The organism is Sulfitobacter albidus, from assembly GCF_018200035.1.
In the GTDB taxonomy this organism is placed as follows: Bacteria; Pseudomonadota; Alphaproteobacteria; order Rhodobacterales; family Rhodobacteraceae; genus Sulfitobacter; species Sulfitobacter albidus.
Map to the genome: position 1 here is coordinate 147862 of NZ_CP073582.1, position 25662 is coordinate 173523.

23 protein-coding genes are annotated in these 25662 nt (G+C 63.5%); 10 read left to right on the top strand and 13 right to left on the bottom strand.

Annotation, left to right across the window (positions count from 1 at the left end; translation table 11 throughout):
• The first annotated feature begins 8 nt into the window (after positions 1 to 8).
• A complete protein-coding gene (locus KDD17_RS17510) occupies positions 9 to 1862 on the top strand; it encodes a Hint domain-containing protein (protein WP_254796979.1) in 1854 nt (617 codons plus the stop codon).
• Positions 1863 to 1965: 103 nt separating this feature from the next.
• On the opposite strand, the gene KDD17_RS17515 is transcribed toward KDD17_RS17510, so the two are convergent.
• Positions 1966 to 2730, bottom strand: coding sequence for an SDR family oxidoreductase (locus tag KDD17_RS17515; protein ID WP_212706332.1), 765 nt, complete (start codon positions 2728 to 2730; stop codon positions 1966 to 1968).
• A gap of 116 nt (positions 2731 to 2846) precedes the next feature.
• Here KDD17_RS17515 and KDD17_RS17520 point away from each other — a divergent pair, with 116 nt between their 5' ends.
• From KDD17_RS17520 to KDD17_RS17535, 4 genes are all read left to right on the top strand, one after another.
• Positions 2847 to 3875 carry an L-idonate 5-dehydrogenase gene (locus KDD17_RS17520; protein WP_212706333.1) on the top strand — a complete coding sequence of 343 codons (1029 nt, stop codon included), beginning with the start codon at positions 2847 to 2849 and terminating at the stop codon, positions 3873 to 3875.
• Positions 3876 to 4045: 170 nt separating this feature from the next.
• Entirely contained in the window at positions 4046 to 6064 is a 2019-nt protein-coding gene (locus KDD17_RS17525; protein ID WP_212706334.1) for a phosphatase PAP2 family protein, read from the top strand.
• Positions 6065 to 6067: 3 nt separating this feature from the next.
• Positions 6068 to 6280, top strand: coding sequence for a hypothetical protein (locus KDD17_RS17530; protein WP_212706335.1), 213 nt, complete (start codon positions 6068 to 6070; stop codon positions 6278 to 6280).
• 78 nt (positions 6281 to 6358) lie between these two features.
• A complete protein-coding gene (locus KDD17_RS17535) occupies positions 6359 to 7603 on the top strand; it encodes a hypothetical protein (RefSeq protein WP_212706336.1) in 1245 nt (414 codons plus the stop codon).
• Here the strand turns inward: KDD17_RS17535 and KDD17_RS17540 are convergent.
• The gene (locus KDD17_RS17540; RefSeq protein ID WP_212706337.1) at positions 7578 to 8549 is read right to left on the bottom strand and encodes a YcaO-like family protein; all 972 of its coding nucleotides are present in this window, start codon (positions 8547 to 8549) and stop codon (positions 7578 to 7580) included. The two genes, KDD17_RS17535 and KDD17_RS17540, sit on opposite strands and share 26 nt — an antisense overlap.
• 70 nt (positions 8550 to 8619) lie before the next feature.
• Between KDD17_RS17540 and KDD17_RS17545 the strand changes: the two genes are divergently transcribed.
• From KDD17_RS17545 to KDD17_RS17565, 5 genes are read left to right on the top strand one after another with little or no spacing between them, the layout of a single operon-like run.
• Complete coding sequence (locus KDD17_RS17545; protein ID WP_212706338.1) at positions 8620 to 8919, top strand: hypothetical protein; 300 nt, start codon at positions 8620 to 8622, stop codon at positions 8917 to 8919.
• A 22-nt stretch (positions 8920 to 8941) separates the two neighbouring features.
• Positions 8942 to 10561, top strand: coding sequence for a hypothetical protein (locus KDD17_RS17550; protein WP_212706339.1), 1620 nt, complete (start codon positions 8942 to 8944; stop codon positions 10559 to 10561).
• 59 nt (positions 10562 to 10620) lie between these two features.
• On the top strand, positions 10621 to 12327 hold the full coding sequence (locus KDD17_RS17555) for a bifunctional helix-turn-helix transcriptional regulator/alpha/beta hydrolase (RefSeq protein ID WP_212706340.1): 1707 nt from the start codon (positions 10621 to 10623) through the stop codon (positions 12325 to 12327).
• A 4-nt stretch (positions 12328 to 12331) separates the two neighbouring features.
• Positions 12332 to 14065 (top strand): bifunctional helix-turn-helix transcriptional regulator/alpha/beta hydrolase, encoded by a 1734-nt coding sequence (locus KDD17_RS17560; RefSeq protein ID WP_212706341.1) that lies wholly within the window; start codon positions 12332 to 12334, stop codon positions 14063 to 14065.
• Positions 14066 to 14120: 55 nt separating this feature from the next.
• Positions 14121 to 14771, top strand: a complete 651-nt coding sequence (locus KDD17_RS17565) for a GntR family transcriptional regulator (protein ID WP_212706342.1) — start codon at positions 14121 to 14123, stop codon at positions 14769 to 14771.
• A 15-nt stretch (positions 14772 to 14786) separates the two neighbouring features.
• Here the strand turns inward: KDD17_RS17565 and KDD17_RS17570 are convergent, their stop codons facing one another.
• From KDD17_RS17570 to KDD17_RS17620, 11 genes are all read right to left on the bottom strand, one after another.
• On the bottom strand, positions 14787 to 15764 hold the full coding sequence (locus KDD17_RS17570; protein WP_212706343.1) for a class 1 fructose-bisphosphatase: 978 nt from the start codon (positions 15762 to 15764) through the stop codon (positions 14787 to 14789).
• A 182-nt stretch (positions 15765 to 15946) separates the two neighbouring features.
• Positions 15947 to 16621, bottom strand: coding sequence for a crotonase/enoyl-CoA hydratase family protein (locus KDD17_RS17575; protein ID WP_212706344.1), 675 nt, complete (start codon positions 16619 to 16621; stop codon positions 15947 to 15949).
• A 114-nt stretch (positions 16622 to 16735) separates the two neighbouring features.
• Positions 16736 to 18271 (bottom strand): indolepyruvate oxidoreductase subunit beta family protein, encoded by a 1536-nt coding sequence (locus KDD17_RS17580; protein ID WP_212706345.1) that lies wholly within the window; start codon positions 18269 to 18271, stop codon positions 16736 to 16738.
• Positions 18268 to 20418 (bottom strand): thiamine pyrophosphate-dependent enzyme, encoded by a 2151-nt coding sequence (locus KDD17_RS17585; RefSeq protein WP_212706346.1) that lies wholly within the window; start codon positions 20416 to 20418, stop codon positions 18268 to 18270. The genes KDD17_RS17580 and KDD17_RS17585 overlap by 4 nt, the downstream gene beginning before the upstream one ends.
• 11 nt (positions 20419 to 20429) lie before the next feature.
• Positions 20430 to 20906, bottom strand: a complete 477-nt coding sequence (locus tag KDD17_RS17590) for a MarR family winged helix-turn-helix transcriptional regulator (protein ID WP_212706347.1) — start codon at positions 20904 to 20906, stop codon at positions 20430 to 20432.
• On the bottom strand, positions 20903 to 21697 hold the full coding sequence (locus KDD17_RS17595; protein ID WP_212706348.1) for a cyclase family protein: 795 nt from the start codon (positions 21695 to 21697) through the stop codon (positions 20903 to 20905). Before KDD17_RS17595 ends, KDD17_RS17590 begins: the two co-directional genes overlap by 4 nt.
• Before the next feature lie 122 nt (positions 21698 to 21819).
• Positions 21820 to 22332, bottom strand: a complete 513-nt coding sequence (locus KDD17_RS17600) for a redoxin domain-containing protein (protein WP_212706349.1) — start codon at positions 22330 to 22332, stop codon at positions 21820 to 21822.
• 57 nt (positions 22333 to 22389) lie between these two features.
• Entirely contained in the window at positions 22390 to 23217 is an 828-nt protein-coding gene (locus KDD17_RS17605; protein WP_212706350.1) for a phytanoyl-CoA dioxygenase family protein, read from the bottom strand.
• A gap of 60 nt (positions 23218 to 23277) precedes the next feature.
• Positions 23278 to 23868: a LysE family translocator gene (locus tag KDD17_RS17610; protein WP_212706351.1), complete on the bottom strand. Its 591-nt coding sequence runs from the start codon at positions 23866 to 23868 to the stop codon at positions 23278 to 23280.
• A gap of 17 nt (positions 23869 to 23885) precedes the next feature.
• Positions 23886 to 24809, bottom strand: coding sequence for a 2-hydroxyacid dehydrogenase (locus KDD17_RS17615; RefSeq protein WP_212706352.1), 924 nt, complete (start codon positions 24807 to 24809; stop codon positions 23886 to 23888).
• The gene (locus KDD17_RS17620; RefSeq protein ID WP_212706353.1) at positions 24802 to 25650 is read right to left on the bottom strand and encodes a fumarylacetoacetate hydrolase family protein; all 849 of its coding nucleotides are present in this window, start codon (positions 25648 to 25650) and stop codon (positions 24802 to 24804) included. Before KDD17_RS17620 ends, KDD17_RS17615 begins: the two co-directional genes overlap by 8 nt.
• Positions 25651 to 25662: the final 12 nt, after the last annotated feature.

The window sequence follows — 25662 nt, forward strand, 5'->3', positions numbered from 1 at the left end:
CCGACAGCTTGTCGGGGGGCGATGATGCCGACACCTTCGTAATTCATGACAATTTTGGCAACGACACCATCTCGGGTGGCGAAGGCGGCATCGATGACGACGTAATTGATCTCAGCGCAATGACGGGCCCCGTCACCGTCAGCTTTACCGGTGACGAGGCGGGCACGATCACTGATGGCACCGATACGATCACCTTTTCCGAGATCGAGCAGGTCATCACCACCGATCAGGCGGATATCGTCGATGCGACCGGCAAGGCCGGCACAGGTGGGATCAGTGTCGACACCCGCTCGGGCAACGACACCATCACTGGCGGGAATGGCGACGATACGATCGTCGCGGGCGACGGGGATGACAACGTCGATGGTGGCTCCGGCGCGGACAGGGTCGAGGGCGGCGCGGGCGCCGATACCGTATCGGGCGGCGGCGGGAGCGATACACTCATCGGCGGTGCTGGCGATGACAGCCTGAATGGCGGCGGCAATGCCGACAGCATTGAGGGCGGCGACGGACAAGACACGATTCAGGGCGGTGCAGGTGGCGATACCATCGACGGTGGGGCCGGGGCTGACAGCATCGAGGGTGGCGGCGGCAATGATTTCATCCGCCACGCGGTCGGAGGTGACACAGTTGACGGCGGGGCCGGGAGCGACACAATTTACGGCGGATTTGCGCCAGGCGATGACGACGCCGTGCTGCGGGGTGGCGATGGCAACGACAGCATCGTCACCTACGGCGCGAATGACACGGTCTTCGGCGATGCGGGCAACGACACGATTGTCGGAGACGCGGGGAACGAAAGCTTCGACGGCGGCGCCGATGACGACGACATCTGGGGCGGCGACGGCGATGATACGATCACCGGCGGCACGGGCCGTGACACGGTCGAAGGGGGCGCAGGGAACGACAGTCTTTCAGGCGGCGACGGTGATGATGTCTTTGTCTACGCCCAGGCCGAAGGCGCCGACACCATCACTGATTTCAACTTTGGCAACTCCGGTGCCATCGGGGACGGCGATACGACCAACAACGATTTTATCGATCTGTCCGGATTCTATGACCGGGTAGGTGAACTGCGCGAAGATTTCGATGACGACGGCGTTCTCAACCAATCAAACAGCACAGCCAACGGGGGTGATGTTGATTATTCGGATAACGCCCAGATGGACGCGAGCAATAACCTCACGTTCCAGGGGGCGAGCCGCGACAGCTTTACCGCCGACAATACCGGCGTAGTCTGCTTCGCCAAAGGCATGCGGATTGCCACGCCCAGAGGTCCGCGCGCGGTCGAAAGCCTTGAGGCTGGAGATGTCGTCTGCACCCACAGCGGCGCCCTGCTGCCGTTGGTCTGGACCGGGAAAACGGAGCTGGCCCTGCAATCAGGTCACCGCGACCCGCGCCGTACCCCGGTTCGTATCAAGCCTGTTTCCGGCGGCGGCAATCGCGCCCTTCTTGTCTCACCGCAGCACTGCATGCTCATGACCCTCTCCGACGGCAGCGAGGCTTTCGCACGCGCGCGACACCTGGCCGAAGAAACCAAACTGGCCTCCTATGCCCTGAGCCGCCCGCGCGTAAGCTACGTGCATCTTTGTCTCGCGCGGCATGACATCCTGATTTGCGAGGGCCGCCCGAGTGAGAGCTTTTATCCCGGCCGCTGGGCGCTGCGCAGCTTGCCAGAGCCCGATCTTGGCCGCCTCCTGCGGGCCGTCCCGACGGTGCGGCCAGGTGCCGGGGAGACGGGATACGGGCCGCGGGCCGCACCGATCCTCGCCCGTCACGAAATCCGCAAATTAACAGCCGCAGGGACCCTTGCCTTTGCGCCGCTTGCGATGCCCGACACGCCGGTTCAGGTCGCGAGATAGCGGCTGGATCATCCAATCGCTACCGGATCTTGCGTTTTGCAGGGCCCCCTGCCCTGACCGGCGGCCCGTTGCGGCCCGTCGAAATAAGTGTTCCTCGCAAAGTCTAGAGAGACGCGGTGATCCCACCGTCGACAAAAAGGGTGTGCCCGTTGACAAAGCTCGATGACGGACCCGACAGGAAAACCGCCGCACCAACCAGCTCTTCAACCTTGCCCCAACGGCCCGCAGGGGTTCGTTTTTCCAGCCAGTTGGTAAATTCGGGATCGGCGACGAGAGCCGCGTTCAGCGGCGTCTCGAAATAGCCCGGCGCGATGGCATTGCACTGCAGCCCATGGCGCGCCCAATCCGTCGCCATCCCCTTGGTCAGGTTCGCGACAGCCCCTTTGGTGGCGGTATAGGGCGCGATGCCCGGCCGCGCGAGCGCGGTCTGCACCGACGCGATGTTGATGATCTTGCCCGCCCCGCGCCCGATCATGTGACGCGCGACGGCCTGTCCCACGTGGAAAACACTTGCGACATTGGTTTGCAACAAACGCTCGAAAGCGTCGGCTGGAAAATCCTCAAGCGTGCTGCGGTGCTGCATCCCGGCATTGTTGATCAGGATGTCGATCGCGCCTGTCTCAGCCTCAAAGCGGTCCACGGCGGCACGCACCGCCGCGTGATCGGTCGCATCGAAGGCAAGTTCATGCACCGTCGCCCCATCCGCCCGCAAAGTCTCTGCCGCATCCGTCAGCTTTTCGGCGTCACGCCCGTTCAAAACGATTTCCGCGCCCGCCTCCGAAAGACCGCGCGCCAGCGCATACCCGATCCCCTGCGAGGATCCGGTGATCAGGGCGCGACGCCCGGTGAGATCAAAAAGGCTGGACATGGACGGCTCCGGAATGAGGTAGCGGGATTGACCGCCGGACAGTTGTCGATACCTTGGTCACGCCCCCCCATGCTGTCAACTCACCCGGCAGCCTTCCTGGCCCTGAAAGGTCTGCCATGAAAGTCGTCGTTGTCCATGCCGCGCGGGATTTGCGTGTTGAGACCCGCGAGATGCCCAAACCCGGCCCCGGTCAGGTGTTGGTCAAGCTGGCGGCAGGCGGGATCTGCGGATCAGATCTGCATTACGTCAATCACGGTGGCTTCGGCACCGTGCGGCTACGCGAGCCGATGATCCTCGGCCACGAAGTTGCGGGCCATATTGAAAGCGTGGGCGCGGGCGTCGCGGATCTGATGCCCGGCACGCTTGTCGCCGTCTCGCCCTCGCGACCTTGCGGCAGCTGCAGCTTTTGCAACGAGGGTCGTCAGAACCACTGCCTGAACATGCGCTTTTACGGCTCCGCGATGCCGTTCCCGCATATTCAGGGTGCGTTTCGGGAGTACATCGTGGCGGATGCGGCGCAATGTGCGGATGCGGGCGCGCTGACGCCCGGTGAGGCCGCAATGGCCGAGCCCCTCGCCGTCGTGCTGCACGCCGCGCGGCAAGTCGGTGATCTGATGGGGCGTCGGGTGCTGGTGACGGGCTGCGGGCCGATTGGCCTGCTCGCCGTACTGGTCGCGCGCGCCGCAGGCGCGGTCGAGATCGTGGCGACCGATATTTCAGACTTCACGCTTGCCAAAGCGCGCGAGGTCGGGGCGGATGCGACAGTAAACGTGGCGCGCGAGGATCAAAGCCTGGATCGATTCAGCGCGGGCAAAGGGTATTTCGATACGCTGTTCGAATGTTCTGGCGTGGCCTCCGCGCTTGCCGCCGCGGTACCCGTCCTGCGCCCCGGTGCGACGATCGCGCAGCTTGGCCTTGGCGGAGACATGACACTGCCCCTGCAAGCCATGACCGCCAAGGAACTTCAGCTTAAGGGCTCGTTCCGCTTTCACGCGGAGTTTTTCACGGGGGTCGAGATGATGCGTCGCGGCAGGCTGAACACGGCGCCACTGATCACGCACCGCTATTCCATCGACGAGGCGCAGGCCGCCTTCGCCATGGCATCGGACCGCACACAGGCGATCAAGGTCAATCTGACCCTCTGACCACACAGATTGCGGCCCTGGCGGTCACATTTCCGATCCCATACCGCTGATTCGCCGCGCGATCCGGATGCAATTCTTGCACCTTAACAAATAGTTAACGCGGCCCTGCCTCAGCGGTCACGATCCGGTCACGCCGCTCCTGTCTTTTAGACCAAAGACAGGAGGACGCCATGAAAGATCACTGCCCCTATAGCCAGCCGACACCCTCGCCTGATGCACGCGCGCATGTGGCCGAAGGTCACGCACGGCGCGCACAGGCGGCAGATCACGCCGCCACACCGCTGGTGTCGGCGCACAACGGCGAGGCCGAGGATTTTGCCCAAAGCTGGCCTACGAATTTTACCAAAGGGCTGCCGCACGATTGCTACGGCAATGTCGACCCGACGGCCTATGCCACGTTCTTTCGCGAGGTTGCGCGGCCGACCTACACGAGCCCGAACGGGCAACGCCGCGCCGCGTTCGATGTGCCGCGCTACACGGGCTCGTTCCGCACGGCACCCACCCGCGGCGAGACCCCATTTGACTGGCGCGGCTGGGAAAGCCCACTCGCAGGCCATCAGTTCACGCTCGAAGGTCCCGGCCCTGCCGCCGTCGGCATGGCACCCGCGCCGCGCCTTGGCTCGGATGAGCTTGCGGGCGAGATGGCCGAGCTTTATGCCATGGCGCATCTGCGCGATCTGTCGTTCGAGGATATGCGCGACGGGGCGGGTGATGCCGGTGTTGTCACCGATGCGCTGTGCAAATTGCCCTGGTTCCAGCCCGGCGGCGATGCGCGCGACGCGGATGGCGCACCGCTTGATCCTGTCTCGACCGCGCGGCGGGCCCGCGACGGTGGCCCACTGTGCACACAAACGCTTTTTCGCGGTTCCAGCCCCGGCTGTGCGGCGGGGCCGTATCTGTCGCAATTCATACTGCAGGGCCACGACAGCCGCGGCGGCGGTCGGGCACAAATGGAAGCTGTGCAGCAAATCCACGGCCGCGCCCGGCGCAGTGACGGCACCCGCATCAGCGCCCGCGACGGGATGATCCTGTTTGGCGCGCAGCGCATTGATCAGCGGATCGAGCCGCAGACGCCCGGCGTCGACTATCTGCGCGACTGGGCCGAATGGCTCGACGTCCAGAACGGCGCCAACACCAAGAACGAACAGGCGTTCGATCCCGATATCCCGCTCAAGTTCATTGAAACGCCACGCGATCTGGCAAGCTACGTGCATTTCGATGCGCTTTATCAGGCCTATCTCAACGCCTGCCTGCTGATGCTCAGCTGGGGCACGCCGATGGATCCGGGCTTGCCCGAGCCGAACACATCGCTCAGCCGCACACCCTTTGCCACATGGGGCGGGCCACATATCCTGACGCTGGTGACAGAGGTCGCCACCCGCGCGCTGCGCGCCGTGCGCCGTCAGAAATTTCAGATCCACAACCGTGCCCGCCCGGAAAAGCTGGGTCAGGTAGCAAGCCTTGTCGCCAACGGTCACGGCGACACGCTGGGGCTGGCGAGTGATCCGGCGCAGGCACACCTGGAAAAGCTGGGTGCGGCAAAGCACCACGATTTCGACCTGCTGCACGCCATCGCACAGGCTGACGAATCCCCGCAATTTGCCCAAAGCGAAGGGGCGTGGGGCGGTTTGCCCGACAACGGTTGCAATCTGTTGCTCCCCATGGCCTACCCCGAAGGCTCGCCCATGCATCCTTCCTACGGGGCCGGTCACGCGACGGTGGCGGGCGCTTGCGTCACGGTGCTCAAGGCGTTTTTTGCCACACGCGCCACCGACGGCAGCGCGCTGACGCTCGAACAGGCTGGCGCGCCTGCGGTGTTCGTGCCCGCGCCGGGCGGTCTGGCGCTGAGCGAATGCACGCGGCAGGGCGACACCACGCAAGCGCTTACGTTGGAGGGAGAACTCAACAAGCTCGCCGCCAACATCTCCATCGGGCGCAACATGGCCGGTGTGCACTTCTACAGCGACTATTTCGACAGTCTGCGGCTGGGCGAGCGTATCGCCGTCGGCATCCTGGCAGAGCAGATGGTAACCTATACCGAAGGTGTGACCCTCTCGCTCGACAGTTTTGACGGGGACGCACTCAAGATCCACGGTGACGGGCTGGGCGGGTTTGGCGTCGACGTGGCTGGGGGCGATTACGACAGCTGGCGGCTGCGCCACGTGCCGCAATCCCCCGCGGGAGTGTAATCGATGCTCAAGGTTCTGCCCACCCGCCTGCCCCTACGTGTCGAGGCGCCGACTGTCCGGTCGCTGGGGCATGCGCTCTCAACCGTGCTGATCCTCATGATGATGGGGCTGATTGCCCTTGTCATCCTCTACCTCATTTCGTGCGTTCCCGACCTTTTGCGCACGTATTCCCATGACGGGGCAAGACTGGGTGTGAGCTTCTTCCCTCACACCTGACGCTGCCCTGCCACTGGGGGACCGCGGTGCACTCCCCTCCGCGGTCCCTCTTTTTCCATCATAGAACCGGAACGCTACATGCCCTACTCCTTCTCTCCCGGTCAGGCCGATCCCGGCATAAACCCGGATACGCTTGCTGCTTGGCAGGGCCAGATCACGCGGACGCTCGCGCAGCTGGACGCTGCGGCCCCCAATCCATTGCTCTGCGTCGATCCGCACGACCTCGAGGCGCGGGGTCCCGCAATTCCTGTCACATGGTCCGGCAGCCCACGCGACGCGCGCGACTGCCTCGGCGACACGCTCGCAGCAGAGCTTGCGGATTGCGGATGGCCGGGCCGGGCCGAACTGCAAAACGAGCATCTGGAGTATACCCTGCTGATGCGCCCTGATGCCTCCGGCACCCTGCGCCCGAAAAGATTTGTCGCCACGACCGAGCTGGCTGAGTGGTGGCGGCTGATGGCGCTGCACGACATCGACGGATTTCTGCGCAGCATTCACCGCACCCTGCGCCAGCGCTACAGCTGTGCAGCACTTTTCGGGATCAGTGCCGATTGCTGGCGTGGTCTGTCAATCGACCGCCGGACCGCGCTTTTTGACCGGCGGCTGATCGGGCGCGGGCCACATCAGCCACCTGAACATCCGCTGAACGTGCAGCACGCCCTGTTTCTGAGCAATCCGGCAAATTCGCTGATCGCTTTTCTCGAAATGGTGCATGCGGGCGCGCGCGCCTTCGTGAGTGGCACTGCAGACCGCCCGCGCCGCGCGCGCATCGAGGAAGTTTTCGCCGCGACCGACCGGGCCGACGCCTATTGCCGGGCTGCCCCGGCGGCCCTGACACGCGGGATCCGTGATCTGATCCTCCCGGACCCAACTGGGCCTGCACGCCGCGCGGCGATGGCCGAACCGTTCGGCATTTATATGCACGGGATCGATACCCAGCGCTTTACGCTCGGCGGCGCCCCCCTGCCCGGAAGCTGGACACGCTTTAGCCGGGGGCGCGACGGGCGGTTCATGCGTCTCGAATTCGGGCCGACGGATGCCGAACCTCTCTTCTTGGATGATATTCGCGTGGGCACGCAAACCGGAGCACCACCGCTGCGCGGCTACGATCTGGCCGCTGCAATCTCCGTTGGGCCCATCCTGTGCGTCGAAGGGCGCGCCTGCCAAGAGGCGCCGCGCACCCACGTACCCGCCTGCGCGCCCGGCACGCTGGTTTGCGGCCTGCCCGACAGCCCGCGCAGCCGGACACTCGCGGCTTTTGCCGATCTGTTCGAGATGCCACCCGATTGGAACCACCTCAACGGAGTGCTTCGGGTTGGCTGAGCGTCCTCTGTTCGACCGGTACGGCCTTGAACACCGGCAACGGCAGCTCCTGTGCCGTCATGTCAAACACCGCCACGGGTTGGCCAAGCACATCCGCAGCCGCGCGCAGCGCATCACCAAGGCTCGGATTGGCAGGGCTAATCCCGCTCGCCTCAGTGTCCGCATCGGGGCAGGCTGGGCGATCCGCACGGGCCCCACGGTAAAGGGCAAAAAGCCGCGCTTCGGTTTGGGCCAGGCCCTGTGCCAACACGCCGCGATGCTCCAGCGCGGCCATGTTGCGCCAGGACACGATCGCCTCCTCGATTGCGCGGCGCACGGTTTCTTCAAGGGCACCCCCAAAGGCACTGCCGTAGGTCGGACGCCCGCCGTCGAAATCCGCGCAAACCGCGCGCACCAGTACCCCGACCCCCGCATACGGCGTTACGTGCAGATCAATCCCGCGCAAATGCGTCTTAAGCCAATCGGCGAGCGGGCTTTGCCAGCCCGTCAGCCGGTGGGTGAGCCCCCGTGCCTCCAGCCCGTGTTCGAGACATTCCAATACCGCCCACATCGCCGCCGCTTCCGGCGAGGGACCGGCTGCCGCCCCTTTGGAGGACACAGTTCCCGCCGTCCCCGGAGCCCCCAGCGCAAGCGCAGTACGCGGCATCCTGTAGATCTCGCCATCGGACGCCATCACACTTTCGAGCGTTTCGCTGGCATCGCTGCTGAATTGCAGGGCATAGCGTTCGATTGCCTCAAACCCGGCGAGCCGCGCTGCAGCCGGCGCCGTGGCACCACAGCCAAACGCGACGCGCAGGCCCACCGCATCCTCGGGCGGCCGCGCGCCTGCGCGCAGATGCACGATGCGCACCGCAGCACTCAACGGCGCATTGGGCGGCACAGCGAGGGCCTGCGCGCCGGAAATCAGCCCGCGCTGCTCGGCCAGATCAATCCAATCATCCGTCATTTCACTTTCATAAATGACATACACCGCCCTATAGTACCACGGGGCACAACACCAAGAGGGGGAACGCCAGATGGCGAGACTAGAGCTAAATCCAGAATTCAAACTCAAGGACCTTGGCAAGGAGGTCCTGAATGCTGGCCGCGCAGCCGCGGCGGGCGACATCAGTATCGCGGAAGAGGCCGAGGAACGTATCACGGGCATGTTCCCCGAAGAAAAGCGCAGGCCCACGATCAAATTCGTGCGCGATACCAAGGACCTTATCCATATCGTGATCCCCTATCTGCCCGATGGCGGCGGTGCGGGCAGCTACGCGGACGAGCTTGCGGGCGAGGCGATGGGCCAGATCGTGGTCTACGGCTGCGGCCGGTAAACGCGTCTCCTAGAGACACCGCATGGCCGCGGCAAAAACCAAGATATTTCTGTCCGGCCCGCTGCAAATTATCTGCGACGACGGGCGCGACGCAACGCCGCCTGGCACCAAGGCCAAGGCGCTGCTTGCGCTCGTCGTCCTTTCCAAAAACGCGGTACGCAGCCGCGCATGGTTGCAAGACCACCTGTGGAGCACCAGCGCCCCCGCGCAGGGGGCGGCCTCCCTGCGAAAGGAACTCAGCCGTCTGAGTAAGTTTTTCGGGGCGCAAGATCTGTCCTGGTTCACCATCGCACGCGATACCGTCAGTATTGATCTGGGCGCGGTCGAGGTCGACATATTTGACACTGACCTCCCCCCCGACCGGGCCGAGCTGCTCGAAGGGCTCGACGTAGGGGATCCCGAGTTCGAGGACTGGCTCGCCATCGAGCGGCAGGCCTTCTGGAGCGTCGACACAGGCGAAGGCGACGACACCCCGATTCCCGCACAACGCCCCGCCCATTGGGGCCGCCAGCGCCCCATCCTCGTGCTGGAGCCGATGGAGACGGTGGGCGACACTGCGGACGTCGCCATCACCGCCGCCGCCATCCACGACGAGCTGATGTTCCTGCTGGGCACGCTTTCGGACGTAATCGAACTCCGCGATGCCCGCCGCCAGACCGCCCCCGTCGAAGGCTATATCCTCAGCGGCAGCGTGGTGGGGGCAGATACGCTGCGGGTGGGCGCGCAGCTGACGTCAACCGCCGATGACAGTTGTCTGTGGAATGGCCGCTTCCGCTTCCGGCAGGGTGACAGTTTCGACGCCGTCGAAGAAATCGCGATGGAGCTTGTCGCAGCGCTACAACTGCGTCTGCGCGACGGGCACTGGGCCGACATCTGGTCCGCGCGCGCCACATCGACCGAAGCCTGGACCGAATTCCAGCGCGGCCGTGTCAAGGAAGGTCATACCACCTACGACGGGCTCTCCACGGCGATCAGGCACTACGAACACTGTCTGACACATGACCCCGAATATCTGCCCGCGCAGGTCGCGATCGGGTTTTGCAAGCTGGACCTCATCCGCCTTGGCATGGCCCGCGATCCCGACAGTTTTCTCTCGGAAGTGCAGACACTATCGGCGCGCCTTCGGGCGGAGCATCCCGATGACGCCTATTGCATCGCCCTCGAGGCGTTCACGCATAACGTCGCAGGGCACACCGAGGAAGCCTGCGAACTGATGCGCCCCGTGATCGACCGCTGGCGGAACAGTCCCGAATTGCTGGGATACTACGGGACGCTTTTGGGATACGACGGGCGCTATGAGGCCGAAATCGCGGTCTGCCGAAAGGCCCTCGCCCTGACGCCGCACCCACCGATCTGGATCGAATCAAATCTGGCGATCTCCATGGCGCAGGTGGGGGACAAGGCCGCCTGGCATCATGCGCACAACGTTCTACGCAATGACGCCGGAAACGTACGTGCGCGTATGGTTCTTTGCGCCCTTTCGGCCGAGGCCGGAAACACCTCGCTCGCGCGTCGCCACGCCCGACGGATCCTTGAGCTTGAGCCCGATTTCACCGCCGAAACATGGGCCTGGGCGCCGTGTTTTCGCGACCCCGATCATCACGCTCATATGGCCCGGCTGCTGGCATCCGCCGGGCTGTAACTGGACGCAGACGCCCGCGCGCCCTAGGCTTTGCCCACCCCACCAACCAAGCGGACCCCATGACCCAGAAAGACCCGCATAACCGTCAGCATTTGATCGAAAGCATCTATCGCATCGCGCTTGAGCCGCAGAGCTACGATGATTTCATCGGCGAATGGGACACCTTCATCCGCAAGCGGCTCGACGATCTGACCACGCTGCGCGCCAGCACCGAGGAAGGGGCACTCGACACAGATGAGGTGGCGGGGCATTTCACCCTCGCGATGCAGCTGCTTGAGCAGGCAGGTCGGCCCGAGATTCGGGATGCCGACACCGGCACGCATCCGCGCATGATGGTGGCGGGAGACGGCACGCTGTTGTGGAGCAATGCCTCCGCCGAGCGCCAGCTCGGCGCGCGCAGCGGCATGTCGATTGAGGATCTCAAACTCGGGGCGCAAGCCTGCACCGATATTCTGTCCCTTCCGAAAAAGACCGATGACGCTGTCAGGATCGTGCAAATGCCAACGCGGAAGGGCGCGCAGTTGCCGATGGCCTTTCGCTGCACGTCTGGAAGGGGGACGGACCGGCTTATCGAGGCGCGCCAGATGCGCCAGCACTGGCCAAAGGCGACCGATGCCCTGTTGGAGCAGGGATTTGGTCTTAGCCCCTCGGAAACTGCGATCTGCGCGCATATCGCCGCTGGACGCGGCGCGTCTGAAATCGCCACCCAGCGTGACAGCGCGGTGGGCACCGTGCGTACCCAGATCAAACGCATCCTGCAAAAAACCGGCTGCGCGGGTCAGGTCGAGCTTGTCGGGCTTTTGTACGCCACCATGCGCCTTGCCGAACGGGAGACGATCCGCACCGTGCCCACGGCGCGCATTCCCGACAGGGTTCTGTCAATTGATCTGCCTGGCCGCACCATGCCCGTTGAGACCTTTGGCGATCCCGATGGAACCCCGGTGATTTTCTTTCACGGGATGCTGGACGGCAACACGATGACCCACGCCATGCGCGCCCTGCTTGAACGGCATGGCTTCTGCCTGATCTGTCCCGTGCGCCCCCATTTCGGCACCGCTGCACCGGACAACAGCGGCCCGATCCAGACAGCGCCCACGCGTTTTGCCCGCGACATCGCCACGCTGCTGGACCAGACCGGACAGCGTGACCCTATCCTGCTGGGCCACATGGGCGGGGCGATCTACGCCTACGCTGCCGCGGCACACCTGGGCACCCGCGCGCGGGGCGTCCTATCTGTTGCAGGTGCCGTGCCGCTGGTTTCGGGTGCGCAGTTTCGCGCCATGTCCGCCCGCCAGCGGGTTGTCGCGCTGACCGCGCGCTACACCCCACAATTGCTGCCCTTTGTGGTCCGCGCGGGTATCAGCCAGCTCGACAACAAGGGCGAACGGCAATTCATGAATTCGCTCTACCAGACCTGCCCTGCGGATCTGAACGTCGCCGCCGATCCCGACATCGGCGATCTGCTCTTTTCCGGCTATCGCTTTACCGTCGCACAGGGGCACCGCGCGTTTGAGACCGATAGCTATCACGTGGTCCGCGACTGGTCCGCCAGCGTTTCCGCCAGCGCCCAGCCGATTGAACTGGTGCACGGGGTGCACGACCCGGTCATCAGCTACGCCTCGGTCAAGGCATTTCACGACCGGCTGGGCGGGCGGGCGCAACTGACAACGATGCCCGAATCGGGGCAGTTGATCTGCTATACGCATCCCGAAACCGTCATTGCGGCCCTTGAGCGGCTGCGTGATACGCCCGTTTCACCCGAGTGATCGCATGTCCGGCCCTGTCCCTCCTGCCCCGGATCAAAATAGCTCTGACACGTCGGAGCTGATTGAAAGCATCTACCGTATCGCACTGGAGCCGCAAACCTACGATGATTTCATGGGCCAGTGGGACGACTTCATCCAGGGCCAGATCGACCGGTTGCACCAGTTGCACACAAATACCGCGCGGAAAAATACCGTCGAGAATACGGAGATCGAGAACCATTTCGGCATCGCCCTGCGGCTCTTGGAGCAGGCGGGCCGACCCGAGGCCCGACAGGTCGATCCGGCACACCGTACCCGTTTGCCACAGATGATGTTTTCGGGAAGCGGTGCAGTCGTCTGGCATAACAACGCCGCGCGCACCGCGTTCGATCTGCGGCCCGGCCGGATGCTGGACGATTTCACCATGTCGGTCCCGCACCGCGCCCAGCTTGACGCGCTGTTCTCCGGGCAATCGCCGTCGCGGGTCGTGCTGGTCAAACTGGCGCACGGCACGGATAGCCCGCCGCTGCCCATCGCGTTTCAACCCAGCCCGCACGACGGCGGCGAAGCACTTTTCATGGCCACCGAAGTGCGTCAACGCTGGCCCGAAAGCACAGGCGCGCTTCTGGCAAAAGGGTTCGCGCTAACCGAGGCCGAAATCGATATCTGCTCGCATATCGTCGAAGGGCATGCCGCCTCTGACATCGCCAGCGCGCGCGGGGCTGCCCTGGGAACGGTGCGCACGCAGATCAAACGAATCCTGCATAAAACCGGCTCCGCCACACAGGTCGAACTTGTGGGACTGTTGCATGCGACGATGCGGTTGGCCGAAAACGAAGCCCCCCCCGCGCAGCCGCAGGCCCGCATCCCCGACAGCGTCATCAACGTACAGCTTGCCGAACGGCGGATGCCGGTTGAAACCTTCGGAGACCCCAAGGGGCGGCCGATCATTTTCTTCCACGGAATGCTCGACGGGAACACCATGACACGAGAAATGCGCGCCGAACTGGTTGCACGTGGTTTTTATCTGCTGGCGCCGGTGCGGCCTTTTTTCGGTATGGCTGAACCCGACGACGGCGCGGGGATCGAGGATGCCCCCCAACGTCTTGCAGGCGACATTGAAGCGATGGTGAAACAACTCAGGATCAAGGCGCCGGTGTTGATGGGGCACATGGCCGGCGCGGTCTACAGCTTTGCCGCCGCCGGACGCCTCGGCAGACGGGTGCGTGGAATCGTAAATGTCGCGGGCGGTGTTCCGATTCATTCCGCCGCGCAATTCGCGACCATGTCCGTGCGCCAGCGCATCGTCGCGCTGACCGCGCGCTATACGCCCCGCGTGCTGCCCTTTGTCATCCGTGCGGGCATGCAGCAGCTCGATAATCGTGGTGAGCAACAGTTCCTGCAATCGCTCTACGAACATGCCCCGGTGGACATGGCGACACTGCGCGATCCCGAGCTGCGCGAGACGGTGATTGCCGGGTACCACTTTACCATCGCACAGGGGCATCGCGCGTTCGAAATCGACAGCTATCATGTGGTGCGGGACTGGTCCGAACTGGTCACGCAAAGCAGTGTCCCGGTCGAGTTGGTGCACGGCATCCATGATCCGGTCGTCTCGATCGCTTCTGTCGAGGCATTCGCGCAGACACTTGGCGCACGCGCGTGCCTTACCCGTGTCGAGGATGCAGGCCAACTCCTGTTCTATGCGCAGCCCAGAACCATCCTCGATGCAGTGGATCGATTGATGGACGGCCCATAGCCAAGCCCAGAGAATCTTGTCATAAGCCTGTCGGTTCTTTCTGCGAAGGTCTGCCATGTCAGCATCCGTCCCCCTGCCCACCCATGAGATCACCTACCGCCGCGCCCGTGATCTGGTCCTGTTCGGAGAGTTGCTTCCCGGCGAGGCTGTCACCATTCAGGGCATTGTCGATCGTCTGGACGCCGGCGTCACACCCGCGCGCGAGGCGATCCGCCGCCTGACCGCAGAGGGCGCCCTGCAAGCGCAGGACAATCGCCGCGTGCTGGTCCCTCATTTGACGATGGAGCAGTTGCAGGAACTGACCTACGCCCGCACCGGGATCGAGCCACAACTGGCCCGATTGGCGGGCGTCGATATGGCAGCCGAAGATATCGAGACGCTGGCCCGGATTGATGGGCTCGTCACGGACGCGCTCGATACAGGGGACATTCGTGCCTATCTACGCCACAATCACGCGTTCCACATGACGCTCTACAGCCACGCGGAAGCTGAGATCTTGCAGACCGTGGCTGCCGCGCTGTGGCTGCGGGTCGGCCCGTCCCTGCGCGCCGTCTGCGCGCAAGAAGGCACCGAGGTCATGCCGGACATGCATCAGGTCGCGATCTCAGCCCTGCGCGACGGCGATGCAGAGGCGGTTGGCGAGGCGATCCACCAGGATATCCTGCAAGGCCACGCGCATATCGCCCGCGCGCTGGAAGCTGGCTGAAAACGCGCCTTGGCGTCAGCGGCTGTGGTAGTCGTCAATCAGCGCAACCTCGTCACGCGATCCCAGAATGACCGCGACCCGCTGGTGATGACCCGTCGGCGCGACCTCCAGAATACGCCCCGCGCCGGTTGATGCGGCGCCGCCTGCTGCCTCGACCAGCAGACCCATCGGATTGGCTTCGTACATCAGCCGCAGCTTGCCACCCTGTTCGGCGTTGCCGCTGTCCTTGGGATACAGAAAAACCCCGCCCCGGGTCAGGATCCGGTGCACATCGGCGACCATGGAGGCGCACCACCGCATGTTGAACTTGCGGCCCCGGGGACCATCGGCACCGCGCAGGCAATCGTCGATATAGGCGCGCACGGGTGGCTCCCACATATCATAGCGCGACGCATTGATCGCAAATTCGCTGGTCTGTTCAGGGATGCGCATCTGCGGGGTCGTCAGCAGGAATTCCCCGCTTCCGGGATGATGGGTATAGGCCTGCACGCCCTGCCCCACCGTTACGACCAACTGTGTGGAGGGGCCGTAAATGGCGTAGCCCGCTGCAATCTGTTCGGTGCCCGGGATCCGTGTGGTGGTGTCATCGCGCGCCACATCCGTGGTCAGACGAACGATGGAAAAAATCGTGCCGACCGACAGATTCACATCTAAATTGGACGATCCATCAAGCGGGTCGTAGTAGACGATGAACTGCCCGGCATTGGGCGCGTCCACCAGCCAATTCACGGTCTCGACCTCCTCCGACACGAGTGCCGCCACGCCAGAGCTAACCATATCGGCAAAGATCTCATCCGAGATCACGTCGAGTTCCTTTTGCGTCTCACCCTGTACGTTTTTGCTGTCCGCAGCACCCAGAATGCCGGCAAAGGCGCCGTGCCGGACCTCATCACCGATCCGGCGGCAGGCGCTGGCGATATCCTCGATCAGGCGGATCAGATCGTCGGGTGTGGTCTGGGTGGTCAGCTGTTTACGCAAGGTGGGTTGAGACATCGGGGTCCTCGATATTCAATTCATTTTCGCGACTGTGGCCCCGCCCGCACAGGAGGGCAAGGAACTTGCGGGGTCTCCCTTTTGAACTTGTCGCGGCTAAAGGCAGTTCCAAATTTTCTGAACGCCCCCGCAGTACGACGCGTCACGCAAATGTCGCTTGTTTTCAATTGCGATCCGGCGCTTCAGGCGCTTTTCAGATCTGCAAGCGCGTCGCGCATGTGGGCCAACGTCGTTGCCTTGATTTCGCGCTTGTTCTTGCTGAATACGGCCGGCATCGCGGCAAAGGTCTTTGCGTGGGCCATGGCCAATTCAACGACAGTATCCGCCGCGCCGGTTTCGTCCAGCAACCCGGCCTCCCGAGCTTGCGCGATGTCCAATTCTTCCGAAAGGACGGCCATCCGCGTCAGATATTTTGGCGTGATGCGCGATTGTGCAATCGCGATCAGAAACGCACCAAGATCGAGACCGATGCGGCTTTCGGGCATGCTGAACTTAAAATCACCCTCTGCCCCGACCCGATAGTCACAAACCATCAACAAAAATGCACCCATGCCGATGCCATGTCCGGTACAGGCGGCAATTGTCGGACGTGGGTGCGCCATCAAGCGCAGCAAAAGGTCGAACCCGCCCAGCACCTGCGCCCGGGTCGCATCGGCCCCCTTGCTGAATTCGCGCAGATCGAACCCCGCAGAGAATACGCCGCCGCGCCCCGCAAGAACGACAGCCTTGGCTTTCGCAGCGTCAGCCTCATCCAGCGCGGCATTCATGCCCTGAATGAAGGCGGGGTTCACGACGTTCAACTTTGCGTCGTCCATCTGCACGAACGCGATGTTATCCTGGATCTCTACGAAAATCATGTGACCTTCTTTCTTTGACTGACGGCCATCTTGCCCAGTTCACCGCATGGATCAATCCTAACCCTACGAAAACAGCCGCAGAGGATGATTTAGCCCGCCAGAGCCCCCGGCGGCCTAATCCGTGAAACTGCGGATCGTGCGCAAAGCCCCCTCCAGCGCGCGGCCTTCGGGGTCCTGCAATGCGGCCTCGCGCAAGCGCGCCATCCATTCGGCCGCATCCGCGCGCCCGGCAAGCAATTCAAGCGCCCCCATGACGCGCGCGAATTTGCTGAGCCCGCGCGCGTGTGTATCGGAATACCCCTTGACCAGACGCCGGTTGCGCACCAGCTCAACGGCCAGCTTATAGTCAGCCTGCGCCGTATCGAGACAGGTGGTGAGCCACGCGTCGAGGTGTGCGGTCTCAATTTCATGCCGACGGGTGCGCAGCCGGTAGGATTTCAGCCCGCCTAGAAGGTAAAGAGTGGCAAACGCCCGCAGCCTATGCGTGCGCAGTCGCCGGCCCTTTCCAAAAAGCCTGCCAAGCAGCGCCATCCGGCGCGGTGAGGCTTCCCAACGGGCGCCCATCGCGGCGGGCAAAAGGCTGGCGATTTCTTCGGCCCGGGGATGAAAGAACTCTGTTAGCGCCAAAATCTGCCCATCTTTGGCGTTCATCTGATCGTGGATTCTGTCGAAACGGCTGGCACGCGTTTTCAGATCGGCCACGCGGATGATATCGTCATACGCCATGGCGTTCGCGATATGTTTTGCGCCCTCAAAGGTCAGAGCGTATTCCTGCCCGGCGCTGTCGTGGCTGGCAACCTGCGCCACCCGGTCAAGGTAGACCGAACCGTAAGCCAGGTCCTGAAAATCAACGACCTTGCGCAACCCGGCCCGGATCATATCCTGGGCCGGCGCTGGAAGCGTGTCGACGCGCGCGATCAGAGCGTCCCAATCGCGTTGCAACGAGGCGGGACCGACCAGGCGCGGCGCTGCCTGTGTTTGTGCCAAAGGCGCGGCGGGAGGACCGTTGATCGCCGCGTCAAAGCCCACGGCAAAGGCGCGCAGCGATGCCTCAACGCCCTTTCCGCCCGCACGAATAGCGTCCTCGAAGGCGTGTCGTTCAAATGGCAGGGCACCGGATCCCGCAAGCGCGCCGAAGAGGCTTGCAGAGATTACCGATCCCGCGCTGACCGCAAGCGCTTCCATATCCCCCAGGATCAACTGGCGCGCGGCGATCTCTGCCGCGGCGCGGACCTCGCCTGCGTCGGCGGTGCCATCGCCGGGCACGGTTTTCTCGGATACCGCAAGCGCGCGGTGGGTCGAACCGATCAGCACCGTACGGTCCGGCGTCACAAAGCCGCGCATGATCGCGCGCCCGACCTCCATCATCTCGGCCGCGATCAGGATATCGACATCCCCGCCCGCAGGCGCGAGCGAGAACACCGGCTGGCGGCCCGTATCCGGCGTCATTTCTATATAGTAGATGGTGGCCCCGGTGCGCTGTGCGACACCCGCGACGCTGGTGGCCTGACAGGCATAGCCCTGCGCGCGGGCCAGCCCTTCGATCCAGCCGGTCAGCACGCCACCGCCCTGCCCGCCAACGGCCATCACGGCAAGCTTGATGATCTGCGCGCTGGCGGCATCGGGAGTCTCTGGCGTCATCATATTCATGGCGCCGCCCCCGTCAGCCGCATCCGCCGTGCGTCGCGGCGGGTTTGCAGCCAACCCGCCACACGGGTGCGCATACCCGCCCGCCAGCGTTCAAACCCACCCGGATTATGCACCACATCCGCGCGGTAGAACGACGGGCACAGCACGGCGGCATCCGCCACCTCACCGCAGTTGCCGCAGCCCACGCAGGTCTGATCGATATGGGCGATCGGATCATCGCGCAGCGGATCGTCAAGTTTCTTGAGCGACAGCGACGGGCAGCCAGACAGCCGAATACAGGCGTGATCGCCGGTGCAGATATCCTCATCGATGCCAAAGCGTGGCACATCCACGCGGCGCCCCTCCTTGATCGCCGCGTTGCGAATGGGCTTTTCGCGCCGCTGCTTGTTGAGCATACATTCCGACGAGGCCACGATCACCTTGGGCCCTTTGAAATCCGTCGTCAGCGCCTCGCGCAGCGTATCGCGCACCTTTGCCACGTCATAGGTGCGGTCAATCTGGCGGATCCATTCGACGCCCACACCTTCCAGCGCCTTGGCAATCGGGTTGTTGGTGGCCTTGGTCGCATTGTCAGCGCGGGACGACAGGATGTCCTGCCCGCCAGTGGCAGCGGAATAGTAGTTGTCGACGATCATCACCACGTTGTCGGACTTGTTGAACACCATGTTGCCGATGCTGCTCGACAGCCCGTTGTGCCAGAACCCCCCGTCGCCAAGAATGCTGATGGCGCGCCGCTCCCCGCCGCCGTCAAATGCCGCGTTGGCCGCTGGCCCCAGCCCGTAGCCCATCGTCGCCCCGCCAATCTCGAACGGTGGCAGGGAACCGAACAGGTGGCAACCGATGTCTGCGGTGATCTGGTGCTTGCCCAGTTCCTGTTCGACCAGCTTCATGCCGGCAAAAATCGGGCGTTCGGGGCAGCCCGTACAAAACCCCGGCGGGCGGATCGGGACGGTGTTGCTGAGGTCAGGGATCTGCGGCGCCTCTTGATTGGGCGCGCGGATCTGGTCGGGCAGCAGATCGGGCGCCGCTTCGCGCAGGAAGGCCGTCACCCCGTCGAGCATCACCTGACCGGTATACTCCCCAGCCATCGGCAGCACGCCCTTGCCGTGCAGCTTCAGGCTGGCGCCGCCCCGATAGAGGAAGGCGGCAAGCTGTTGTTCGATATGTTCGGGCTGGCCTTCCTCGACCACCAACAGATGATCCTTTCCGGCAGTGAATTCGTCGAATTCGGAGCGCACGAGCGGATAGGTTACGTTGAGGCAATAAATCGGGATCTCGGTATCGCCGTAGATATCGGCAAGACCCAGCCGTTGCAGCGCGCGGATCACACCGTTGTACATGCCACCCTGCACCGCGATACCAAGCGGGGCATTCTGAGGCCCGAACACCTCGTTCAGCCCGTTTTCAACGATGAATTTCTCAGCCGCGGGCCAGCGATTGTCGATCTTGTCCCGCTCGTGGATATAGCTCATCGGCGGCAGCACGACGCGGTTGAAATCGGATTGCGGATTGGCAATCGCTTCTGCCACGCTCAAGGGCGGGGGCACGTTATCGCGGGTCTGAAAACTACCGGTGACATGGCACGAGCGAATGCGCACCATCAGCATCACCGGCGTGTTCGACGCCTCCGACAGCTCGAACCCATCGCGCACGGCCTTGGTGATCGAGGGCAGGTTGGGGCGCGGGTCCAACATCCAGAACTGCGATTTCATCGCAAACCCGTGAGAGCGTTCCTGCATGATCGACGATCCCTCACCGTAATCCTCGCCCACGATGATCAGCGCGCCCCCGTTCACGCCCGATGAGCACAGATTGGCCAGCGCGTCCGAGGCGACATTGACGCCCACCGGCCCCTTGAACGTCACCGCGCCGCGGATGGGGTAATGCACCGACGCCGCCAACATCGCCGCCGCTGCCGCCTCTGACGCATTGGCCTCATAGCGCACGCCCAGCTCGCCCAGCAGTTCCTGCGCATCGGCGAGCACGTCCATCAGATGGCTGATCGGCGCGCCCTGATAGCCGCCAACATAGCCGACACCGTTCTCCAGCAGCGCCTTGGTGATCGCCAAAATCCCTTCGCCGGTGAAGGTCTCCCCGTCCCCTTTGCGCAGGTGCTCCACCTCGGCCTTGAACGAACGCTCCGCCATCTTCGGTCCTCTCAGAAGTCATGTTTGCGCACGTTGCGCAGGATGGTTTGCAAGGTGGCGATGAAGGCCGCGCGCTCAGCTTCGGGAACGCCCGCGAACATCTGCGCCTCTGCCCCCGACATCAGCGGCCAGAGCCGGGCAAAGGCCGCCGCCCCGTCGCGCGTGAGATGCACGCGCAGCCCGCGCCCGTCGGCGGCATCCGTATCGCGGCGAATGAGGCCCGCGTCCTCCAACGCATCCAGCGCACGGCTGAGCGTGGAGGGTTGCACAACCGTGTAGACCGCCAATTCGCGGATCAGCGGGCCATCAACCACCGACAGCACGGCCAAAGCGCGCATCTGTGGGGTTGTCAGCCCCAGCGCGGTCATCTCTGCCTGCAGCGCCGCGTTATAGCGGCCCATGATCCGGTTCATCAGATAGGGGGCAAAAGCCTCCAGCCCGATGTCGGCCAGATCCGGCAGCGGATCAATCTGCGTGGACTGGTTCATGCGCCCGATGGCACCAGCGCCAGCGCACGGATAGGAGAGCCGGTGCCGCGTTTGATCTTGAGCGGCGCGGCGATCAGGATCGCGCCCTTTGCCGGCAGCTTGTCGAGATTGGCAAGCGAGGCGAGGCCAAAGCAATTGTCGCGGTGCAGCAGATTGTGCGCGGGGTACGGTGGCTCCATCCCCCCGGCCTGGCCTGCATCGGTGCCGATGCACTGCGTCCCCCACCCGACGATTTTCTTGCTCAGCAGGTATTCGATGCAATCGGGGGTGGGGCCGGGGCTGTGCGGTCCGGTCTCATCGGCATTGAGGAACTTGTCCTCATCGTTCACGCGGGCATCCCAATCGGTGCGCATCACGACCCACTCGCCGGCGTTGATCTCGCCGTGCTCGGCCTCCCACGCCTTCACGGCATCGGCGGTCAGTAGGAAATCCTCGTCCTCCGCCGCCTGCGCAGAACAGTCGATGACGTTCACCGGGGCCACCAGACGCTGCACGTCAAGCGTATCGGTATAGCCGTCGTCGTAGTCCTTGCCGGTGATCCAATGGTGTGGCGCGTCGAAATGGGTACCGGAATGCTCACCCAGCTTCATCCAGTTCCAGGCAAAGAACGGGCCGTCCGCGTCGTATTCCGAAATCTTGTGAATCTCGACCTTGGGCGTGTTTTTGGCGAAATCCGGCGGCAGTTGCAGGATCGGCGTCTCGGGGCCGAGAACCCCCGAACAATCCACAACCTCCACCCCGCCCAAGGCCAGCATCGCCCCCAACCCGCTGACAATATCCGATGCGCTCATGTCCCGTTCTCCCTGATGTGCCGTTTTGGCGTATCAGGTCAGGCTAGGCAGATTTAGATGCATTTGCAATTAATTTGAACGGCCCGCGCAGGCGACGGTGATCCGGCGCCCGATTTGCAGGCTCAGGCCGTGCCGCGCACGGGACGGTTGTTGTCGATGTTGAAGATCATGCCGTCCAGCAACTCTTCGAGATCGGGGCGTGAGGCCGGACCGTTCGAGATATCGACCAGCATCAGCGTGCCGTCGGGCTGGATCGCGAATGTGCCCGGCTCCGCAAAGCGGTCGGTCGTCTCGGCCTCAGACAGCGGATCAGAGACGTAGAGGCCAAGGCTGCGCATCTGGTCCTCGGTCAGCCCGTAGCACAGATCGAACGACCAGCCGAACTCCGCCAGATCGGCCTGCGCCTTTTCCAGCGTGTCGGCGGAAACGACGATCACATCCATCTTGGCCGTCCAATCGGCCAGCGCCGCGTCCAGCTTGTTGAGGTATCGTTTGCAGCGCGGGCAGTGTTTGCCACGGTAGACAAACAGCATCGTCCAGCGTTCCGTCGGTGAACCGATGGCGCGGCTTGAACCGTCCACACGGGCAAAGGTCATTTTCGGGATTGCAACGCCCACGCGGGGTTTATCGGTCATGTCGAACTTCCTCTTTCAGACGGTCACAGGGTAGAGTGATGCGACGCAGAGGGACACTCACGCCTGCGTGACCCCTTCGAACAGGATCTCGTGGCGCCGCGCCGCATCCTCACGACACAGGGCAAAATCCTCCGGGTGCAGGCGCCCCCGTGGGCGGTCCGCAAGGGTAAAATGGCCGTAGTCATCGCGCCCGGCCACCAGCGTCACCAGCGACTTCGCCCCGTTTTGCTGACGCATTGCGGGTTTGATAAACCGGATTGCCGCCCCGATGCGCCGGTCATCGGTGCGGTTCGGGCCGGAGGCGTGGAACAGATGCCCGTGATGCATCGACGCCTGTCCGGCCCGCAGCGGTGCTGCAACAGCCTCATCGTCACGCACCTCCACGGCGATCTCCTGCCCGCGTGACAAAAGATTTCTTGCGTCAAACGTATCGCGGTGCGGCACGATGCGCTGTTTGTGACTGCCGGGCACAAAGGACATGCAGCCGCTTTGTTCGGATGCATGTGACAGGGCCAGCCACAGCGTTGTCTCCTCTGCATCATCCAGACCCCAATAGGTCAGGTCCTGGTGCCACGATACGATCTTCTCCGACTGCGGCTCCTTGATGAACAATGCGCCGCTCCACACCATCAAATCAGGGCCAAGCGCCTCTGATGCGGCGGCAATCAATGCGGGATGACGGATGATAGCATCGAAGGAAGGCAGCAAACGGTCCGGGTAGGATTTCAGCAGGCCAAGCCGTTCTGCATCGCCTTCCAGTTCCGTCTCGGCTGCCTCGTAGTCGTCGCGCAGTGCACGGGCGTCGGCGGCGTCCAGGATATCAATCGGGGCGACAAACCCCGCCTCGGCGTAGCGATCTGCAAAACTTTGCGGTGCATCTTTCATCCTGATCTCCTCCCCCTGCGCCCAAATCCTAGGCCCGGACCACCCCCTGCGCCAAGCGATTTATGTCTGCGCAAGAAGCGCCACCGCAACGACGATCACCATCGACAACGCCATGGCGATGTTGATCGCGCGCTGTGACGCCGGGCGAAGATCAAGTTGTCGCAGCCGCACACCGACCAGCAGCCAGATGAGATGCACCGGCACCCAGATCGCATGAAACACAACCACCTTGACCGTAATCTCCCACCCCGGCGCCTGCGGCAGAAAGGCAAAGCCGGAAAAAAGCGTCGTCGCGACCACATATGCCTTGGGATTGACGAATTGCAGCGCCAGCCCGTTGCGAAATCCCAGCGGCTGCCGTGCGGGCGCAAAGCCGATACGTGATCCCGCAAGGGCGATGCGCAGCGCGAGATAGAGCAGATAGGCCACCGAGGCGATCAGCAGCGCGCCGCGTAACCACGGCACCGAGAACACAACCGCCGCCAGCCCAGACACCACCACCATCATCGTGATGAAACCGCCCAAACACAGCCCGACCAAAAACCCGAAACCTGCGCGAAACCCGTAGGCCGCGCCGATCCCCGCAGTCGTCAGCACACCCGGCCCCGGTGTGATCAGAAGAAAGAAAACGGCGATAACGAATTCAATCATCCGTTACCGCCTACAGGTCACAGATGCGCGCATTCGGGCACGGGGGTCAGCACCGTGCCGTCTTTGAGATGCTGAAGCAGGTTGTCGACCGTCAGCGCGCCCATGGCCGCCCGCGTCTCATGCGTGGCGCTGCCGACGTGTGGCAGCAATACCGTGTTGGGCAGATCGCGCAACGCCTGCGGCACCTTCGGCTCCTGCGCGAACACGTCAAGGCCTGCCCAGCCCAGCGTGCCGTTTTGCAGCGCGGAAATCATCGCCGCCTCATCCACGACAGAGCCACGGCTGACGTTGATCAGCGTGCCCTGCGGCCCCAAGGCGGCGATCACATCCGCATTGATCAGCTTTTCCGTCGCCTGGCCACCCGGCGTGATGCAGATCAGCGTGTCACAGGCCTGCGCCATCTCCACAAGGTTGTCGTAATAGCGGTAGGCGACATCTTTCTGTGTACGGGTGTGGTAGACAATCGTGGGGGTCCACGGCGCCAGCTTGTCGGCAATCGCTTGCCCGATGCGGCCAAGGCCCACGATCCCGATGGTCTGATTGTCCGCCGAGCGCGTCAGCGGCGCGCCGCCCCTCGCCTCCCAGTTGCCAGACCGCACGTGCGCGTCGTCCCGCAAAAGCTCGCGGTAGCACGCAAGCATCAGCAGCACTGCCGTTGTCGCGACCTCTTCGTTCAGGACATTGGGTGTGTGGGTCACGAGGATGCCGCGCCGCGCGGCTTCCTCCGCGTCGACTGCATCATAGCCCACGCCGTAGCCGCTGATCGCCTTGAGGTTCGTGAGCTTGGCCATCAGATCGGGGCTCACCCCATCGTGGCCGTTGGTGATCACATGGGTGATCGCCTCTGCGTCGAAATCGTCGATCTGGTGGATGGTGAATGCCTCTTCGAGCCGTTCACGCATTTCGTCGGTGATGCCACCGATTTGCAATAGATCAGGCATCTTGCCCCACTTTCTGCCGTTGTTGGCCAAGCCCCGCGATGGTCAGCTCCATCACATCGCCCTCTTTGAGGAAAACCGGTTCCGGCTTGATCCCCATGCCCACCCCGGGGGGCGTGCCCGTGGTGATCACGTCACCGGGATGCAGGGTGAAGAGCGCGCTGAGGTGTTCGATGATCTGCGCCACGGTAAAGATCATGGTGGACGTGTTGCCCGTCTGCATCCGCGTGCCGTTGACATCCAGCGCCATGTCGAGCGTCTGCGGATCGCCCACTTCGTCGCGTGTCACCAGCCACGGACCCGTCGGCCCGAAGGTGTCACAGGATTTGCCCTTGGTCCACTGCCCGGTCAGCTGGGTCTGAAAATGCCGCTCCGACACGTCATTGACGATGCAATAGCCCGCCACATGATCCAGCGCATCGGCGGCAGAGACGTATTTCGCCCGCTTGCCAATCACCACGCCCAGCTCGACTTCCCAGTCGGTGTGTGTCGATCCGCGCGGCATCATCACATCGTCATTCGGCCCGACGATGGCGGAGTTTGCCTTGAAAAACAGGATGGGATGCTCGGGGATCGCCGCACCCGTTTCCGCTGCGTGGTCTGAATAATTCAACCCGATGCACAGAAACTTGCCGATGTTGCCGACGCAGGGGCCAATGCGCGGGGTGCCCTCGACCGCCGGAAGGGAGGTGGGGTCCAACGCCCGCAGCCGCGCCAGCGTCGCATCATCAATCGTGTCGCCGGTAATGTCAGCCACATGATCCGACAGATCGCGCAGCGTGCCGCCCGCATCTATCATCCCGGGTTTCTCGGCGCCCTCGGGGCCGTAGCGCAGCAGTTTCATTGCCTGTCCTTT

Coding starts and splice junctions, on each gene's coding strand:
- KDD17_RS17555 (WP_212706340.1), top strand. CDS start 10,621: ATGACCCAGAAAGACCCGCATAACCGTCAGCATTTGATCGAAAGCATC.
- KDD17_RS17570 (WP_212706343.1), bottom strand. CDS start 15,764: ATGTCTCAACCCACCTTGCGTAAACAGCTGACCACCCAGACCACACCC.
- KDD17_RS17560 (WP_212706341.1), top strand. CDS start 12,332: ATGTCCGGCCCTGTCCCTCCTGCCCCGGATCAAAATAGCTCTGACACG.
- KDD17_RS17605 (WP_212706350.1), bottom strand. CDS start 23,217: ATGAAAGATGCACCGCAAAGTTTTGCAGATCGCTACGCCGAGGCGGGG.
- KDD17_RS17530 (WP_212706335.1), top strand. CDS start 6,068: ATGCTCAAGGTTCTGCCCACCCGCCTGCCCCTACGTGTCGAGGCGCCG.
- KDD17_RS17515 (WP_212706332.1), bottom strand. CDS start 2,730: ATGTCCAGCCTTTTTGATCTCACCGGGCGTCGCGCCCTGATCACCGGA.
- KDD17_RS17565 (WP_212706342.1), top strand. CDS start 14,121: ATGTCAGCATCCGTCCCCCTGCCCACCCATGAGATCACCTACCGCCGC.
- KDD17_RS17550 (WP_212706339.1), top strand. CDS start 8,942: ATGGCCGCGGCAAAAACCAAGATATTTCTGTCCGGCCCGCTGCAAATT.
- KDD17_RS17610 (WP_212706351.1), bottom strand. CDS start 23,868: ATGATTGAATTCGTTATCGCCGTTTTCTTTCTTCTGATCACACCGGGG.
- KDD17_RS17620 (WP_212706353.1), bottom strand. CDS start 25,650: ATGAAACTGCTGCGCTACGGCCCCGAGGGCGCCGAGAAACCCGGGATG.
- KDD17_RS17600 (WP_212706349.1), bottom strand. CDS start 22,332: ATGACCGATAAACCCCGCGTGGGCGTTGCAATCCCGAAAATGACCTTT.
- KDD17_RS17595 (WP_212706348.1), bottom strand. CDS start 21,697: ATGAGCGCATCGGATATTGTCAGCGGGTTGGGGGCGATGCTGGCCTTG.
- KDD17_RS17585 (WP_212706346.1), bottom strand. CDS start 20,418: ATGGCGGAGCGTTCGTTCAAGGCCGAGGTGGAGCACCTGCGCAAAGGG.
- KDD17_RS17575 (WP_212706344.1), bottom strand. CDS start 16,621: ATGATTTTCGTAGAGATCCAGGATAACATCGCGTTCGTGCAGATGGAC.
- KDD17_RS17535 (WP_212706336.1), top strand. CDS start 6,359: ATGCCCTACTCCTTCTCTCCCGGTCAGGCCGATCCCGGCATAAACCCG.
- KDD17_RS17525 (WP_212706334.1), top strand. CDS start 4,046: ATGAAAGATCACTGCCCCTATAGCCAGCCGACACCCTCGCCTGATGCA.
- KDD17_RS17520 (WP_212706333.1), top strand. CDS start 2,847: ATGAAAGTCGTCGTTGTCCATGCCGCGCGGGATTTGCGTGTTGAGACC.
- KDD17_RS17580 (WP_212706345.1), bottom strand. CDS start 18,271: ATGAATATGATGACGCCAGAGACTCCCGATGCCGCCAGCGCGCAGATC.
- KDD17_RS17590 (WP_212706347.1), bottom strand. CDS start 20,906: ATGAACCAGTCCACGCAGATTGATCCGCTGCCGGATCTGGCCGACATC.
- KDD17_RS17545 (WP_212706338.1), top strand. CDS start 8,620: ATGGCGAGACTAGAGCTAAATCCAGAATTCAAACTCAAGGACCTTGGC.
- KDD17_RS17540 (WP_212706337.1), bottom strand. CDS start 8,549: ATGACGGATGATTGGATTGATCTGGCCGAGCAGCGCGGGCTGATTTCC.
- KDD17_RS17615 (WP_212706352.1), bottom strand. CDS start 24,809: ATGCCTGATCTATTGCAAATCGGTGGCATCACCGACGAAATGCGTGAA.